We start from the raw sequence: 15252 nt of genomic DNA, 5'->3' as shown, positions 1-15252 counted from the left end.
GGTTAGGGGAGGAGGGGGTGGCGGGTTACGTTTTCTTCGCGGCCGGGGCCTACGCCTACGACGCTTACCCGGGTTCCGGTGAGTTCCTCGATGCGGGCGATGTAGCGGCGGGCGTTCTCGGGGAGGTCGTCCTCCGTACGCGCCTTGGTGATGTCTTCCCACCAGCCGGGGTGCTCCTCGTAGATCGGCACGGCGTGGTGGAAGTCGGTCTGGGTCATCGGCATGTCGTCGACCCGCTTGCCGTTGATCTCGTAGCCGACGCAGATCGGGACCGTGGGCAGGCCGGTGAGCACGTCCAGCTTGGTGATCACCAGGTCGGTGACGCCGTTGAGGCGGCAGGCGTACCGGGCGACGACCGCGTCGAACCAGCCGCACCGACGTTCCCGCCCGGTGGTGGTGCCGTACTCGTGGCCAACCTTGCGCAGGTGTTGACCGTTGTCGTCGAACAGCTCGGTCGGGAACGGTCCGGAACCGACTCGCGTGGTGTACGCCTTGCTCACCGCGATCACCTTCGTGATCGCGGTCGGCGGGATGCCGGCACCGACGCACGCTCCACCGGCCGTCGGGTTCGACGAGGTGACGAAGGGGTACGTGCCGTGGTCCATGTCGAGCATGGTGGCCTGGGCGCCCTCCAGCAGGACGGTGTCCCCACGGTCCAGCGCGTCCCAGAGCATCGCCCGGGTCTCCGCGATGTACGGCCGCAGCCGCTCCGCGTACTCGAGGTACTCCTCGATGGTGGCGTCGACGTCGATCGCCTTGCGGTTGTAGACCTTGAACAGCACCTGGTTCTTCTCGCGCAACGCGAGTTCCAGCTTCTTGCGCAGGATGCCCGGGTCGAGCAGGTCCTGCACCCGGATGCCCATCCGGGCCACCTTGTCGCCGTACGCGGGACCGATGCCCCGACCGGTGGTACCGATCCGCGAGCTGCCCAGGTATCGCTCGACCACTCGGTCCAGCGCCCGGTGGTGCGGCATGATCAGATGCGCGTCGCCGGAGATCCGCAGCCGGGACACGTCCACGCCCCGCTCGGCCAAGCCGTCGATCTCGCTGAGCAGCACCTTCGGATCGACCACCACACCGTTGCCGATGACGATCACGGCGTTCGGGGAGAGCGCACCCGACGGCATCAGGTGCAGCGCGTACTTCTGCCCGTCCGGGGTGATCACCGTGTGGCCGGCGTTGTTGCCGCCCGAGTAGCGGACGACGTAGTCGACCCGCTCACCCAGCTGGTCGGTAACCTTGCCCTTGCCCTCGTCGCCCCACTGAGCGCCGATGAGCACGATCGCTGGCATCTTCTCGCCTCCAGAAGGCTCGGGTGCCAGATGGCGACCGGTCAGCGAGCCCGGGGTGTCAGGCTAACAAGTAGTGACGGCACGACCGGCAGGGGTCGCGTCGGGGACAGCAGGAGGAGCTACCCGTGTACGACGTGGTGCTGCTCACCCTGGGCTCGGAGCGGGACGCTCCAGGAGCCGGGTGCGGCAGCGGCGGAGCCTGCTGCGGCGGTGACACCGACGCCGCCGAGGATCGCGAGGAACGCTGCGAGACGCCGCGCGTACCGGTGCTGACCTGCTCCGATGCGTTGACGGCCCGAGGTGCCCGGGTCGAGACGGTGACCGCCCACTCGGACGCGGAGATCGACGAAGTACTGGCCCGACTGGACGGGCCACCGCGAGCGGACGGCCTCACCTGGCCGGATGCCGATGCCAAGACCCGGCTCGTGGTCGCGGTGGCCGGTGACGCACAGTTGCGCGCCGTGCTCCGTCGCATGGTCCGGCGGTACGCGCCGCCGCCCAGTCGCCGCCCGACCGACCTGGCCGGCAACCGGACCGTGCCGGATCTGCCAGCGGTCGGCGTACTGCCGCTCGATCCGGCGCGCAGCACAACGCACCACGACCTCGCCGCGCAGCTCGGGTTGGCCCGCGACCCGGCGGCGGTGGCCGCCGCGGTGCTGGACGGCTCGCCACGCCGGCTCGACCTGCTGCGGCATGACGGTGGCTCGGTGACGCTGGACGGCGCGCTGCTCGGAGCCGCCGGTGAGGACGGCACCCCACTGCCCTGGCGCGGCCGGGTGGAGGTGGACGACACCGTGCTGTCGGACGGCGAAGAACCGCTGCTCGCCTGCGCGATCGGCAACGCGGGCGGGTACGCCCGGCTCGACGACGTGGCGCTGCTGGCCGGGCCGGATCCGACCGACGGGCTGGTCGAGGTGGCGGTGGCCGTACCGGTGGTCACCCGGTCGCGGTGGGGTCGCCGCCGGGTACGCCTGGAGGTCCGGCGGGCCCGGGGCCGGGCCGCGTCGGTGCTGCCCCGGGACGAGGCGGCGCTGCCGTACCTGGACGATGGCGTGGCGGGGCAGCTGACGCGCAAGCGGTCCTGGTGGACCGAGCCGGGTGCCTGGGCGGTCTGGACGGCCTGACCTGACCCGGCCGGCGCAGCGGAGGCCGGGGTCGGCCGCGGGGCCTATCCTCGTCAGGAGGAATGGGGAGGACACCGTGGTGGACGACAACGCCGACCGGGTGCACGTGCCCGGCCAGCATGGCATGCCGGAACGGGACATCGAACCACTCTGGCCGCCGGAGCAGATCGACGGCTTCGGCGCGCCCACGTGGGGTGCCCCGCCGCCGGTGCCACCCACCGTGCCGCCCCCGCCCGGGCATCCGTCGCCCGCACAACCGCCCAACCGGCCTCCGGTCGCGCAACCGACCGATCCGCCTTCGGTCGCGGGACCGGCATATCCGCCCCAGGTCGTGGGACCGGCATATCCGCCCACGGCGGCGGAGCCGCAGCACGTGCCCGGACGGCCGACGCACGCACCCGGTGCACCTCCGTCACCTGCGGACTATCCGTCGTTGACCAACGGCGCGCCGACCGCCAGCGGCTGGGAGCCGGTACCGCAACCCGGGCCCGGCCAGGTCGACCTGGACCTGCCCTTCACCCTGGACCGACCCACCGCCGTCACGCCCACCCGCGACGGTGGGCCGGCCGAATCGGGTGACCAGGATCCGTCGAACGACGCGATGACCGTGGCCGCGCCCCGTGCCGACGATGCGGCTCCGCCCGTGGCCCGACCGCAAGCGGAGCCCGTGGCCCGACCGCAAGCGGAGCCCGTGGCCGGACCGCAAGCGGAGCCCGTGGGCCGACCGCAGACGGAATCGCCGTGGGCACATCCACCACAGCGGTCCGGATCCGATTCGGTCGCGTCCGCCGAGACCTCTGCCGGCGCGCCCCGCCCCACCTGGGCCGGGCCGGCCCAACCGCTGCCACCGATTCCGCAGCCGCTGCCCGCGACGCCTCAGCAACCCGGCCCGTACCCTTTCGTCGCGCCGCCGACTGCCCAGCACGGCAGCGCCCCGGTGCCGCAACCCGGTGCGCCCCTGCCGCCGGTGCCCTCCGATACCGGTGTGCCGGCCGCGCCGCCGCCCTCCGATCCGCAACCAGCCGACGTCGGGCCCGACGCGCCGCCGCCACCCGACCCGCTGACCCCGCAGTCGTACGCGCCGGCGCCACCCGGTCCGTTCCCGCCGCAGCCGGCCTGGAGCCCCGCGCCCTGGCAGCAGGGTGGGACGCCGCCGATGGCACCGGCGGCACCCCAGCAGCCCTACCCGCAGACGAACACCGCGTCGCGGGTGCCGTCGGCATACTCGGAGCCGGCCTGGAACCCGGAGGTCGGTGCCGCGCCCACCGCCGAGGACTTCGCCCGCCGTCGGCAGGTGCGCCCCGCCGACCCGGTCGCGACGACCGGGCTCCGCGCCGTGGTCAACAAGACGGGCCTGGTGAAGCTCCCGCCAGGGCGACACGAACTGGAACGCAAGCGGGACATCGAGATGGTGCGCCGCAACTTCGGCGGGCTACGGCAGGTCACCGTGGTCAACCCGAAGGGCGGAGCCGGCAAGACCGTCGCCATCCTGCTGCTCGCGATGACCTTTGGTCAGAATCGCGGTGGATACGTGCTGGCCTGGGACAACAACGAGACCCAGGGCACCCTCGGCATGCGGGCCCAGCAGGATTTCCATTCGCGTACGGTGCGGGACCTGCTGCGGGACCTCGGCCAGTTCCACGGCGCGCAGGGTCGGGTCGGCGACCTGTCCCAGTACGTCCGCTCGCAGGGCGAGGGGATGTTCGACGTGCTCGCCTCCGACGAGTCGGCCACCGGCGGTGAGATGCTCACCGCCGCCGCCTTCGGCGAGATCCGCGAGGTGGTCAGCCGGTTCTACAAGTTGATCTTCGTGGACACCGGGAACAACGTCCGGGCGCAGAACTGGCAGGCCGCCATGGATGCCACCGACCAGCTGGTGGTCACCATGTCCGCCCGGAACGACTCCGCCGAGACAGCCGCCCGGATGCTCGACCACCTGGAACAGAGCGGGCGGCAACGGCTGGTCCGGCAGGCGGTCACCGTGGTCTCCATGCCACCGTCCCGCAAGGAGATCGACCTGCCCGCCATCCAGGAACACTTCGCCGCCCGTACCCGGGCGGTGCTGCTCGCCCCGTACGAGCGACTCATCGACACCGGCGAGCCGCTGCGGTACGCGCAGCTCTCGACGGCCACCCGGGACGCCTGGCTCAAGATCGCCGCCTCGGTGGCCGAGGGCCTGTAGGCCGCCTGCCGACGCGCCGCCGACCCGGGCGTGCCCGGGCCGGCAACACCGCACCGGGTCAGTTGCTGGCCAGCGCGTCGGCGGCGGCCGGATCGCAGTCGCGGAGGAACTGGGCGCAGCGGGCCGCCTCGTCCGCCTCGGCGATCGCGTCGGCAGCCCGGGACAGCACGTAGAGGCAGCGCAGGAAGCCACGGTTGGGCTCGTGCGACCACGGCACCGGCCCGTGCCCCTTCCAGCCGCTGCGTCGCAGCTGGTCCAGACCCCGGTGGTAGCCGGTACGGGCGTACGCGTACGCCGGCACGACCTGGCCCTGCGCGAACGCCCGGGCGGCGAGCGCCGCCCATGCCGCGCTGTGCGTCGGGTACCGGGCCGCCGCCTCGGCGAACGCCTCGTCGCTGCCGGCCTGCTCGGCTGCGGCCAGCGCGGAGTCGGCCTCGACGTGCGCGGGCAGGAGCGTGGCGGGCGGCTCAGGTAGGAGGTTCTGCATCGCCCCATTCAACCCGCTTCGCACGGCGGCCCGCGAGGGGGTCCGGTCAGCCGGTCGGCTGAACGGCCGAGAGGTCGGTCACGCCTGCGGCCCATGCCGTCGTCGGGTCGTATCCACTACAACTATGGATCCGGAGCCTCCCCAGGAACCGGAAGTGCGGGAGCCCGGCCAGGCCGCCGGGCTCCCGTCTCATCACCGGGTCGTCCCCCGGGGCCACGTCCACGGCGTTGCGCCGGCCCGGCAGGATGACCCGATGCCGACTCCACCACCCGCGGACGTCATCGAGCCGCACACCTGGACAGACGAGATCCAGACCCGGGCGGAGTTCGACAGGCGACTGGCCACCGGCAGCCTGGTCGGGCTCACCGTGCAGGGCCTCCGGCTGGACCTGGCGCCGGTCCCCGACCTCACCGGGGTCGAGGTGGCCGGCACGCTCTTCGTCGGCTGCCGCTTCGCCTCCCGGCAGGTCGGAGCCGACCTGGTCCGGCGGGGCGCCAACGTGGTGCCGCCCTTCTCCGGCCTGCCGTACCCGACCCAGCCGTCCCACCTCTACACCCCGGAGGAACTCGCCGCCGGCTTCGCCGAGGGTGGCTTCACGGCGATGTACGACACCCGGGTGTACGCGCACTTCCGCGCGCACGGCGGCGCGTTACCCGATGTCCGGGAAGCGCTCGGCCAGCGGCTGCACGACCACGGTGTGGACAACGCGCTCGCCGACGCCACCCGTGCCTGGCTGACCACCCACGGGCCGCAGTCGGTGGTCGGGGTGATGGGCGGACACGCGGTCCGCCGCGGCAGTGAGCCGTACCGGATGGCCGCGGTGCTCGGCCGGGAGCTCGCGCGGGCGCACCGGTTGGTGGTCACCGGTGGTGGGCCGGGCGTGATGGAGGCGGCCAACCTGGGTGCGTACCTGTCGACCCGGTCGGCGGAGGACCTCAACGCGGCCATCGACCTGCTCGCCACCGCGCCGGACTACACCGACCACGACCGCTACACGGCGGCGGCGCTGCGGGTACGGGAACTCTTCGGCCGCTCGGTCACGCCGCCGGTCAACGGCACCGAGCCGGTGACCGCCTATCGGGCGGACTCAGCCGCGCTGACCAGTGGCGATCTGGACTGGGCGGGCTGCGGCGGCCTCGCCGTGCCGACCTGGCTGTACGGGCACGAGCCGGCGAACCTGTTCGCGGGCCGGATCGCCAAGTACTTCTCCAACGCCATCCGGGAGGACACCATCCTGCGGCTGGCCCGGGGTGGCATCGTCTTCGCCCCCGGCCGCGCCGGCACCGTGCAGGAGGTGTTCCAGGCGGCCACCAAGACCTACTACGGCACCGACGGAGCCAGTGGCGCGTACGTCTTCCTGGACCGCGCGTACTGGACGACGGAGCTGCCGGTGGAGTCGCTGCTGCGCCCGCTACTGGCCGCCTCCCCCTTCGGGGACCTCTCGAACACCGTGCACCTGACCGACGACGTCCACGAGGCCGCCCGCCTGCTGACGAGGTAGGAAGACGGAAGCCTGCCTGTGCGGGCGCAACGGCACGGCGGCCGGCCCCGAGTCGGAGCCGGCCGCCGTCCGGGCGACGTCAGTTCGTCACTTGGTCATCGTGGTGCCGGTGGAGCGCAGGTGCTCGCAGGCCTCCGCCACGCGGGTGGCCATGCCCGCCTCGGCGGCCTTGCCCCACACCCGCGGGTCGTACATCTTCTTGTTGCCGACCTCGCCGTCGACCTTGAGCACGCCGTCGTAGTTGCGGAGCATGTGGTCCGCCGCCGGACGGGTGAAGGCGTACTGGGTGTCGGTGTCGATGTTCATCTTCACCACGCCGTAGTCGAGCGCTTCGCGGATCTCCGAGAGCAGCGAACCGGAGCCGCCGTGGAAGACCAGGCTGAGCGGCTTGTCCTTGCCGTACTTGGCGCCGACCGCCTCCTGGATCTGGTTGAGGATCTCCGGGCGGAGCTTGACGTTGCCCGGCTTGTAGACGCCGTGCACGTTGCCGAAGGTCAGCGCCGCCATGTAGCGGCCCTTCTCGCCCAGGCCGAGCGCCTCGACCATGGCCAGGCCGTCCTCGACAGTGGTGTAGAGCTTGTCGTTGATGGCGTTCTCGACGCCATCCTCCTCGCCGCCGACGACACCGACCTCGATCTCCAGGACGATCTTGCCCTTGGCCGCCTCGTCGAGCAGCTGGGCCGCGATCTCCAGGTTCTCCGCCACCGGCACGGCCGAACCGTCCCACATGTGCGACTGGTACAGCGGCTCCTGGCCGGCCTTCACCCGCTCCTGGGAGATGGCCATCAGCGGCCGGACGAACTTGTCCAGCTTGTCCTTCGGGCAGTGGTCGGTGTGCAGGGCGATGTTGACCGGGTACTTCTTGGCCACCTCGTGCGCGTACGCGGCGAACGCCACCGCACCGGTGACCATGTCCTTGACCGAGGGGCCGGAGAGGTACTCCGCGCCACCGGTGGAGACCTGGATGATGCCGTCGCTCTCCGCGTCGGCGAAGCCCTTGAGCGCCGCGTTCAGCGTCTGCGAGGACGTCACGTTGATCGCCGGGTACGCGTACCGGCCGGCCTTGGCGCGGTCCAGCATCTCGGCGTAAGCCTCGGGGGAAGCGATGGGCATGTCGAACGCTCCTTACTTGCCGCTGTCGGCCGTACGGCCGCTGTTCTCCGTAGGGGCCCGGCCGTGCGGCCGCCTCTTCTACCTTGGGGGCCGGCCGTGCGGCCGCCAGTCCTACCGTGCTGCGCCGGACCGCGCTGTCCTCCGCGGGCAGTATCCCGTAGCGGCACCGGACCGGCACAACCGGGCCGGTTCACCGCCGGTCCGCTGGATCCGGTACGGCGACGCTGATCAGCCAGGTGACCACCGCCATCACGATGGCCCCCCAGAAAGCCGCCCAGAAGCCGTCCACCTGAAACGGCAGCTCGAACGCCCGGGCGATCCGGTCGGTCAGCAGGAACAACAGGGCGTTCACCACCAGCGCGAACAGGCCGAGGGTCAGCAGGTAGAAGACGCAGCCCACGACCTTGATGACCGGCTTGAGCACCGCGTTGACCAGGCCGAAGATCAGCGCCACGATGAGCAGGGTGAACGCCGTGTCGTAACCGGTGCGCCCGGTCACCTCGACACCGGGCACGATCAGCGTGGTGATCCACAGTGCGATGGCGGTCGCCGCCAGTCGGATGAGGAAGCCCACGGCCCCATCCTGGCACCGGCGGGAGTCACCGGTGGGCCGATTCGGCCGACTCGGCTACGACGACGGCGTACGCTCGGCGGCTCGGCACCGGCGTACGGCTCGGCGGTTCCCAGCGTGCCGCCGGCACACCCCGTACGGTGGGTGGGTACCCGACCGCCGACATCCCGGAGGCATCGAATGGGCCAGCCCGACGAGGACTTCGCCCCCGGCGACCACCTGAGCCCGGAGGAGCGCGACCTGGAGGCCGAACCCGCCGACGCTGTCGAGCAGGCTGCCGTGGTCGACCCGAGTCAGGTCGACGTCGAGCCGCATCGCGGCCTGGAGGTCGACGACTGGGACGCCATGGAACAGGCCCGCGTGGTCGGTGCCGACGAGGACGACTACCGCTGATCAACCTTTCGGTCAGACCTCGCCCGGGACAGTCGATACGGACAGCGGGAACCTTAGAGATTCCTTAGCATCCGGGGGCTTCACCTGCACCCCTCACGGGAGGACCCCCTTCATGCTCACCCACTCCACCCGGCGCCGGCTGGCCGGGTTGGGCGTGGCCGGCGCGCTGATCGCTGCCGTCGCCACCCCTGCCACTCCCGCCTCGGCCGAGGAGTCCGAGATTTCCCTGGGCGTCTACTTCGGCGACACCACCATCGCCGCCGGCTCCCCCGGCAAGATCGACAGCCCGATCCTGTTCGCTTCCTCCACGGTGGTGGTACACGACCTCACCGTGCGCTACGACTTCACCGGGCTCGCGGGCAAGGCGACCGTGACGCCGGAGTACGACGCCGACTACTGCTCGACGCCCGAACCGAACGTCCTCGTCTGCACGGACCCGTTCGAGGTCGAGCTGTACGAGGGCGGATTCGGTGGCCTCTACTCGGTGGTCATCGCGCCCACCAAGGACGCCAAGGACGGCGACGAGGGCACCGTCAAGGTGAGCCTCAGTGCCACCGGCTACGCGGCCGTGACCCACGAGGCGCGGGTGCGGATCGGCGAGGGCGTCGATCTGGCCGCCGGCCCCGAGACGGAGCACTCCGGCAAGCCGGGCTCGTCGTTCACCGTGCCGCTGCGGGTCGGCAACCCGGGCGAGACGGTCGCCAAGGGCGCCGTCGCCGTCTTCTACAACGACTACGGGATCCAGGCCGACAAGCAGTACGCCAACTGCACGTACGAGGGAAGTTGGCTGCGCACCTGCCACTTCGACCGCCAGCTGGAGCCGCGTACCAGCTACGTCGCCACCCTGCCGTACCGGATCGCCAAGGACGCGTTCGCGCCGGGCTTCGACTACGGCGAGATCCTGTGGCTGACTCCGGCCGAGTTCGAGGACTACGAGGCGTACGTGAAGAGCCGCGGCGCCACCATCGGCAAGCCGGGCACCGGCGGCGAACTGCTGCTGGACGAGGCCGGTCCGAGCATCGCAGCGCGTACCTTCCAGGCGGACACCCAGCCGGACAACAACTGGTCGAGCCTCGGGGTGACGGTCACCGGCAAGAACAGCACCGACCTTGAGGCGGTCGGCGACGAGGTCTCCGGCGCGAAGGGCGACGAGGTCGTCGCCACCGTCGGCTTCCGCAACAACGGCCCGGCCACCCTGGACTACGGCCGTTCCGGATCCTCGGTCACCAACATGGAGGTCGCGATTCCGAACGGCACCACCGCGGTCAAGGTGCCCGACAACTGCTCACCGGTGCGCGGCGAGAACGAGTGGGGCGAACCGGGCGAGCCGGGTGCCGGCCTTTACCGCTGCTACACCAGCTGGTTCATCAAGGCCGGTGACGCGGAGACCATGGAGTTCGGGCTCCGGATCGACAAGGTCGTGCCGAACGCCACCGGCGAGGTCAAGGTCAACGTCGCCTGCCAGTGCGACGGCGGCTTCTACGCCGACTTGAAGCCGGCCAACGACGTCGCCAAGCTCGTCGTCAACCCGAGCGGCGGCCAGGGTGGCGGTGACGGCGGCGAGCTGCCGATCACCGGCGCCAACACCGCGCTGATCGCGGGCGTCGGCGGCGTGCTGCTCGCCGCCGGTGTGGCCGGCTTCGTGCTGGCCCGCCGCCGCCGTACCCACTTCACCGCGTAGCCCGTACGGAACGACAGCACCACCGGTGCCCCGCCGACCATCCTCGGCGGGGCACCGCCCTTTCCCCCACCCCCCGCTGGCCACGAGTTGGCCGTCGCGATCCTGGCCTGCGAATCGGAGCGGTCGACCCGCAGCTCTGACCTGGCCGGGCGGGTGACGCGGGCCCCGGTAGCCTGATTGACCGTGGCGGACGCCACACGGGGCCAGTGATCGAGCGATTCACGGAACGGAATCTTCATGGCATTGGGCGAACGGGTAGGCCATGTCCTGCGCGGCGCGGCCATCGGTGTGGCCGAGGCCGTGCCAGGGGTCAGCGGCGGGACGATCGCGCTGGTGACCGGCGTGTACGAGCGGGTCATCGCGTCCGCCGGGCATCTGGTGAACACGGTGCGGTACGCGGTGACCGACGTGCCGCGCGGGCGCGGGTGGACGCGGGCGGGGCACCAGCTACGGCAGGTGCACTGGGAGGTGGTGATCCCGCTGCTGATCGGCATGCTGCCCGGCCTGCTGATCGCGGCGAAGCTGCTCGAACCACTGCTGGTCGACCATCCGGAGCAGACCAGAGGACTCTTCCTCGGGCTGGTCCTCGCCTCGGTGCTGGTGCCGATCTCGATGGTCGGCAAGCCGTGGCGCGGGCTGGAGGTGCTCGCTCTGATCGTCGCCGCGATGGCGGCGTTCATTCTGACCGGCCTGCCGCAGGCCACCATCGAACCGCACCCGTTGGTCGTACTGGTCGCGGCGGCGGTCGCGGTCTGTGCCCTGGTGCTGCCCGGGGTCTCCGGGTCGTTCCTGCTGCTCACCGTCGGCCTGTACGAGCCGACCATCAGCGCCGTCAACGATCGCGACTTCGGCTACCTGGCGATCTTCGCCACGGGCATGGTCATCGGCTTGGCGCTCTTCGTCAAGCTGCTTCAGTGGCTGCTTGAGCAGCACCGCCGGATGACCCTGGCGGTGATGGCCGGTGTCATCCTGGGCAGCCTGCGCGCGCTGTGGCCGTGGCAGTCCGAGGACCGCGCCCTGTACGCGCCGGGCGACCACGTTCCGTCCATTGTGGCGCTGTTCCTGATCGGAGTCGCCGTGGTCACGGCAATGATCATCGCCGAGCGTCGCCGGCTGCGCCGGGCCGCCCGGGACCTCACCGAGGAGACGTACGAGACGCCGCGCGTCCACTGACGACCGCCGCTTGATGGCTGCCCGGCTGGGCAGCCACCAAGCGGTTCCGGTTCAGCGAGCCTTTTTGGTGGCCCGCTTACGCGGCGGGGTCAGCAGGTCGGCGATCGTGGCGATCGCGGTCGGGACCAACCGGTAGTAGGCCCACACACCGCGCTTCTCCCGCTCCAGCAAGCCGGCCTCGGTGAGGATTCGGAGGTGGTGGCTGACCGTCGGCTGGGAGAGGCCGAGCGGCGCGGTGAGGTCACACACGCACGCTTCTCCCTCGGGTGCCGACTGGATCAGGCTGAGCAGCCGCAGCCGAGCGGGGTCGGCAAGGGCCTTGAGGACCCCCGCCAGCCGCTCGGCGTCGGCGCGTTCGATCGGCTCGCCGGCAAGCGGCGAGATCTGAGGCATAGTCATTTCGGCCAACGCAGTTCCCACGTATTCCATCCTTCCACCAGCAGCATCGATCCGCCTGCATATCAGCAGGTCCGAATCGGCAAACTTTTACGCCACAAGGCCGAGGTCAGCCAACGTATAGGCCGCCCGATAGGGCAATCCGGCGGCTCGCACCGCGTCGCCGGCACCACGATCAACGATAACCGCCACCCCCACGACCTCGGCCCCGGCCTCGCGGAGGGCCTCGACGGCGGTCAACACGCTTCCCCCGGTGGTAGAGGTGTCCTCCACCGCCAGCACCCGGCGACCCGCCACGTCGGGCCCCTCGATCCGACGTTGCAGCCCGTGCGCCTTGCCCGCCTTGCGGACCACGAACGCGTCCAACGGACGCCCGGCAGCGTGCAGCATCGCGAAGGCGATCGGGTCGGCCCCCAGGGTCAGACCGCCCACCGCGTCGTACGACCAGTCGGCGGTCAGCTCCCGCATCACCCGTCCCACCAACGGTGCCGCCTGGTTATGCAGCGTGACGCGACGCAGGTCTACATACCAGTCGGCCTCCCGCCCGGAGGAGAGCACCACCCGGCCATGGACCACAGCCAGGTCGGAGATGAATTTACGCAGGTCGTCGTGGTCCCCCATGGCGATAGAGGGTACTGCGCAAGTCTGTGTGCCGCGTGTGCGGGCCACCCTGGTCAACCCTCCGGGGGACCGATGAGTGGCGATGTCCGGTTACGCTACGTCGATCATCACGGGTGGATCGGTTCATGTCCTCCGCCCCGCCACGCGGTCGGCCGCTCGGCCGCCGGTCAGCCGCGGTCGCGGCCGATGCGCCCACGGGTGTCCCGGGAGACCACGTCGAGCAGGCGACGCGGGGCGTGCCGCAGCCCCGCCACGGCCACTTTGTACTTCCACGACGGAACGCTCACCAACTTGCCTTTGCGCAGGTCACGCAGGGCCTCGTCGACCACATCGGTGGCTTCGAGCCACATCCATTCGGGGGTTTTCGACATGTCGATGCCGGCTCGTTGGTGGAACTCCGTGCGGGTGTAGCCCGGGCAGAGCGCCATCACGCGTACGCCGAAGGGGCGGGCGGACTGCCCGACGGACTCGCTGAAGTTGGTCACCCACGCCTTGCTGGCCGAGTACGTGGACCCGGGCATCACCGCGCCGAAACCTGCCACCGAAGAGACATTAATCACTGCCCCGCTGCGCCGCTCGGTCATCGTGGCCAGCGCGGCGAGGGTCAGCCGAAGCACCGCATGGACGTTCAGCCGCAGCAGTCGGGTCTCGTCCTGGACGGACGACCGGAGGAAGGGCTTGTTCAGGCTGATGCCGGCGTTGTTGATCAGAAGCTCGACGGACGGCCCGTCGGCCAGCCGTCGTTCGACCGCGGCGCAACCGTCGTCGGTGGACAGATCAGCGGTGAGGGTCTCGGTCTCCACGCCGTGCCGACCGGTCAACTCGGCGGCCTGGGCCGCCAGCCGGGTCGCGTCGCGGGCCACCAGCACCAGGTGCCATCCGTCGGAGGCGAGCCGGGCAGCGAACGCCGCCCCGATGCCCGCCGTCGCCCCGGTGATCAACGCCCATCGTTCGGTCGTCCGGTCGGGCGTCACGGGCGTCATCACCTCGGCGGGTTCGGGGGCGACGGCGGCGCCCCGGGCGGCGGGTAGGGCTGGTACGGCGGCTGGTGCGGCGCCGCCGGTGGCTGTCCGAACGGTGCTGTGGGTGGCTGGTGGAGTGCCGGCCGACGCCGGAACCAGGCGTTGGCCGCAGGCAGTGCCAGCAGCACGGCTACCACAAGGTAACCGAGCACCTGAGCGATCGAAAGGGTGACGGTGAGCGGAATCCACCAGGACGGATAGGCGTCCGGCAGCCGAGCGAGCAAATCGGCGGTCGCCCGGTCGTCACCGAAATCCAGGGGCACGGCGCGCTGCACGATCAGGGTGGCGAGCCCACCACACCCGCAGCACATGCCCAACCCGGCGACCACCCAGGTCGCCACCCGGGCCGCCGGTCGGCGGGCGGTCAGCCCCACGGCCAGGCCGACGAGGAGCAGAGCGGCGAGAATGCTCAGCACCGCCGACACCACGACCGAGGCCCGCAACAGAGCCACCGCCGCGTCGACCTGACCGGGGTCGGCGTCGGCCGTCGCGCGGAACCGGTCTACCGTGCCGCTCACCGAGACGAGCCCGATCACCGCGTACGCGAGCGCGCCGAGCGCCATCACCATCAGCGTCGACACGGCCAGCAGCACCGTGGCCGGCCGGCGAGCCGGTGCCTGTTCGGGGTACGACACGACGAGTCCCTCCGGTAGGCGTTCGGAAGCAACCTACTCGGAGGGACCGTCGCGGTCGTGTGTTACGCGTGTGTCGAAGACCTGGGGCAAGCCGAGGCAGAGTTCAGGTGCCGGCCGACCAGGGACGTCGACACCCGCGCCAACCCACCGAAGGTCAGCCGGGGCGATCGGTGGGCGGCTGGGTACCGGGCTGCTCCGGGCCATCCGACGGCGGGGTCTGCCCGCTCGGCTGGCCGCCCTGACCGCCGGCCGGTGGCTGGCTGCCGGTGGCCGGATAGCCGGGCTCGCCCGGCTGCTGTGGGGTGCCCGGGTAACCCGGCTCGGCCGGGCTGGTGCCCGGGTAACCGGGGGCCTGCGGGTAGCCGGGCTGGCTCGGGTAGGCACCGCCGGGCGTGGGCGGCTCCCACTGCTGGGTCGGCTTACGGAAGAACTCGTTCGCCTTGGGCAGCGCCAGCAGGATCAGCGCCGTCAACAGCGAGATCAGGCTGATCACGCCGAGCAGGATGCTGACCGGCGTGGTCCAGCTCGGCAACGCCTCCTCCAGCCGACGCTGGATCTCCTCGCCGCTGGGCATGTCGCCGCTGGTCTCGCCGGGTGCGCTGAAGTTGCCGGCGAAACCGCTGAGCAGACTGAAACCGGTGCAGCAGAAGAGGATGCCCCCGACGATCCAGGTGGCGATCCGGGTGCCGTTCTTGCCGCGCAGGTTCATCAGCCCCAGGCCGAACAGCGCGAACGCCACCACCAGCAGGAAGATGGCGGTGCCGACGCCAATCACGACGGTGATGTCGGCGACGTTCTCCGCCCCCTCGACGGTGGAGTCGCGGTAGGCGTCCTCCATCACCTCGCGGACGGTACCGATGGTGGCCAGCGAGATGATCACGCTGATCAGCTGACAGATCGCGAACACCAACAGCAGGTAGGTGGATATCGTCACCACGCCCGGCCGCGGCCGGGCCGGCGTGTTCTGAGGATCGACCATCTTTCTCCCTTCCTGGAACGCGCTTCACCGTATCGGCAACAGGCCATTCCGGCACGGTGCGACGCCGAGCGGTGGGCACGTG

15 protein-coding genes are annotated in these 15252 nt (G+C 71.0%); 6 read left to right on the top strand and 9 right to left on the bottom strand.

Annotated elements, in window-relative coordinates; genetic code table 11:
* Window positions 1-2: 2 nt before the first annotated feature.
* Entirely contained in the window at window positions 3-1292 is a 1290-nt protein-coding gene (locus tag KBX50_RS18660) for an adenylosuccinate synthase (protein WP_210938381.1), read from the bottom strand.
* A 125-nt stretch (window positions 1293-1417) separates the two neighbouring features.
* Here KBX50_RS18660 and KBX50_RS18655 point away from each other — a divergent pair, with 125 nt between their 5' ends.
* Window positions 1418-2416, top strand: coding sequence for a hypothetical protein (locus tag KBX50_RS18655; protein ID WP_210938379.1), 999 nt, complete (start codon window positions 1418-1420; stop codon window positions 2414-2416).
* A gap of 76 nt (window positions 2417-2492) precedes the next feature.
* On the top strand, window positions 2493-4598 hold the full coding sequence (locus KBX50_RS18650) for a chromosome partitioning protein (protein ID WP_210938377.1): 2106 nt from the start codon (window positions 2493-2495) through the stop codon (window positions 4596-4598).
* A gap of 58 nt (window positions 4599-4656) precedes the next feature.
* On the opposite strand, the gene KBX50_RS18645 is transcribed toward KBX50_RS18650, so the two are convergent.
* Entirely contained in the window at window positions 4657-5085 is a 429-nt protein-coding gene (locus tag KBX50_RS18645) for a DUF3151 domain-containing protein (RefSeq protein WP_210938375.1), read from the bottom strand.
* A 253-nt stretch (window positions 5086-5338) separates the two neighbouring features.
* On the opposite strand from KBX50_RS18645, the gene KBX50_RS18640 reads away from it, so the two are divergent.
* Window positions 5339-6586, top strand: a complete 1248-nt coding sequence (locus tag KBX50_RS18640; RefSeq protein ID WP_210938373.1) for an LOG family protein — start codon at window positions 5339-5341, stop codon at window positions 6584-6586.
* 87 nt (window positions 6587-6673) lie between these two features.
* Here the strand turns inward: KBX50_RS18640 and fbaA are convergent, their stop codons facing one another.
* Together fbaA and KBX50_RS18630 are read right to left on the bottom strand one after the other, a co-directional pair.
* The gene (gene fbaA, locus KBX50_RS18635) at window positions 6674-7699 is read right to left on the bottom strand and encodes a class II fructose-bisphosphate aldolase (RefSeq protein WP_093403777.1); all 1026 of its coding nucleotides are present in this window, start codon (window positions 7697-7699) and stop codon (window positions 6674-6676) included.
* A gap of 190 nt (window positions 7700-7889) precedes the next feature.
* Complete coding sequence (locus KBX50_RS18630) at window positions 7890-8273, bottom strand: phage holin family protein (RefSeq protein ID WP_210938371.1); 384 nt, start codon at window positions 8271-8273, stop codon at window positions 7890-7892.
* Window positions 8274-8450: 177 nt separating this feature from the next.
* Here KBX50_RS18630 and KBX50_RS18625 point away from each other — a divergent pair, with 177 nt between their 5' ends.
* The 3 genes from KBX50_RS18625 (at window position 8451) to KBX50_RS18615 (ending at window position 11517) form a co-directional block, all read left to right on the top strand.
* The gene (locus tag KBX50_RS18625) at window positions 8451-8663 is read left to right on the top strand and encodes a hypothetical protein (RefSeq protein ID WP_093403775.1); all 213 of its coding nucleotides are present in this window, start codon (window positions 8451-8453) and stop codon (window positions 8661-8663) included.
* A 112-nt stretch (window positions 8664-8775) separates the two neighbouring features.
* Window positions 8776-10344: an LPXTG cell wall anchor domain-containing protein gene (locus KBX50_RS18620; protein ID WP_210938369.1), complete on the top strand. Its 1569-nt coding sequence runs from the start codon at window positions 8776-8778 to the stop codon at window positions 10342-10344.
* 237 nt (window positions 10345-10581) lie between these two features.
* On the top strand, window positions 10582-11517 hold the full coding sequence (locus KBX50_RS18615) for a DUF368 domain-containing protein (protein WP_210938367.1): 936 nt from the start codon (window positions 10582-10584) through the stop codon (window positions 11515-11517).
* Between the two features lie 51 nt (window positions 11518-11568).
* On the opposite strand, the gene KBX50_RS18610 is transcribed toward KBX50_RS18615, so the two are convergent.
* The 5 genes from KBX50_RS18610 to KBX50_RS18590 form a co-directional block, all read right to left on the bottom strand.
* Window positions 11569-11946: a helix-turn-helix transcriptional regulator gene (locus KBX50_RS18610; protein ID WP_007073957.1), complete on the bottom strand. Its 378-nt coding sequence runs from the start codon at window positions 11944-11946 to the stop codon at window positions 11569-11571.
* Between the two features lie 57 nt (window positions 11947-12003).
* Complete coding sequence (gene pyrE, locus KBX50_RS18605; protein ID WP_210938365.1) at window positions 12004-12534, bottom strand: orotate phosphoribosyltransferase; 531 nt, start codon at window positions 12532-12534, stop codon at window positions 12004-12006.
* 167 nt (window positions 12535-12701) lie between these two features.
* Entirely contained in the window at window positions 12702-13517 is an 816-nt protein-coding gene (locus KBX50_RS18600) for an SDR family oxidoreductase (RefSeq protein WP_210938364.1), read from the bottom strand.
* Complete coding sequence (locus tag KBX50_RS18595; protein WP_307871010.1) at window positions 13517-14191, bottom strand: hypothetical protein; 675 nt, start codon at window positions 14189-14191, stop codon at window positions 13517-13519. The genes KBX50_RS18600 and KBX50_RS18595 overlap by 1 nt, the downstream gene beginning before the upstream one ends.
* Window positions 14192-14345: 154 nt before the next feature.
* Entirely contained in the window at window positions 14346-15170 is an 825-nt protein-coding gene (locus KBX50_RS18590; RefSeq protein WP_210938363.1) for a hypothetical protein, read from the bottom strand.
* Window positions 15171-15252 lie beyond the last annotated feature (82 nt).

Source organism: Micromonospora sp. C51 (assembly GCF_018070435.1).
Taxonomy (GTDB): Bacteria; Actinomycetota; Actinomycetes; order Mycobacteriales; family Micromonosporaceae; genus Micromonospora; species Micromonospora sediminimaris.
The sequence above is the reverse complement of the archived record's forward strand: the minus strand, read 5'-3'. Positions and strand labels throughout refer to the sequence as shown.

What these genes read in the sequence shown, in the direction of transcription:
- KBX50_RS18590 (WP_210938363.1), bottom strand. Translation starts at nt 15,170, where the DNA reads ATGGTCGATCCTCAGAACACGCCGGCCCGGCCGCGGCCGGGCGTGGTG.
- KBX50_RS18645 (WP_210938375.1), bottom strand. Translation starts at nt 5,085, where the DNA reads ATGCAGAACCTCCTACCTGAGCCGCCCGCCACGCTCCTGCCCGCGCAC.
- KBX50_RS18620 (WP_210938369.1), top strand. Translation starts at nt 8,776, where the DNA reads ATGCTCACCCACTCCACCCGGCGCCGGCTGGCCGGGTTGGGCGTGGCC.
- fbaA (WP_093403777.1), bottom strand. Translation starts at nt 7,699, where the DNA reads ATGCCCATCGCTTCCCCCGAGGCTTACGCCGAGATGCTGGACCGCGCC.
- KBX50_RS18660 (WP_210938381.1), bottom strand. Translation starts at nt 1,292, where the DNA reads ATGCCAGCGATCGTGCTCATCGGCGCTCAGTGGGGCGACGAGGGCAAG.
- KBX50_RS18625 (WP_093403775.1), top strand. Translation starts at nt 8,451, where the DNA reads ATGGGCCAGCCCGACGAGGACTTCGCCCCCGGCGACCACCTGAGCCCG.
- KBX50_RS18640 (WP_210938373.1), top strand. Translation starts at nt 5,339, where the DNA reads ATGCCGACTCCACCACCCGCGGACGTCATCGAGCCGCACACCTGGACA.
- KBX50_RS18615 (WP_210938367.1), top strand. Translation starts at nt 10,582, where the DNA reads ATGGCATTGGGCGAACGGGTAGGCCATGTCCTGCGCGGCGCGGCCATC.
- pyrE (WP_210938365.1), bottom strand. Translation starts at nt 12,534, where the DNA reads ATGGGGGACCACGACGACCTGCGTAAATTCATCTCCGACCTGGCTGTG.
- KBX50_RS18600 (WP_210938364.1), bottom strand. Translation starts at nt 13,517, where the DNA reads ATGACGCCCGTGACGCCCGACCGGACGACCGAACGATGGGCGTTGATC.
- KBX50_RS18610 (WP_007073957.1), bottom strand. Translation starts at nt 11,946, where the DNA reads ATGGAATACGTGGGAACTGCGTTGGCCGAAATGACTATGCCTCAGATC.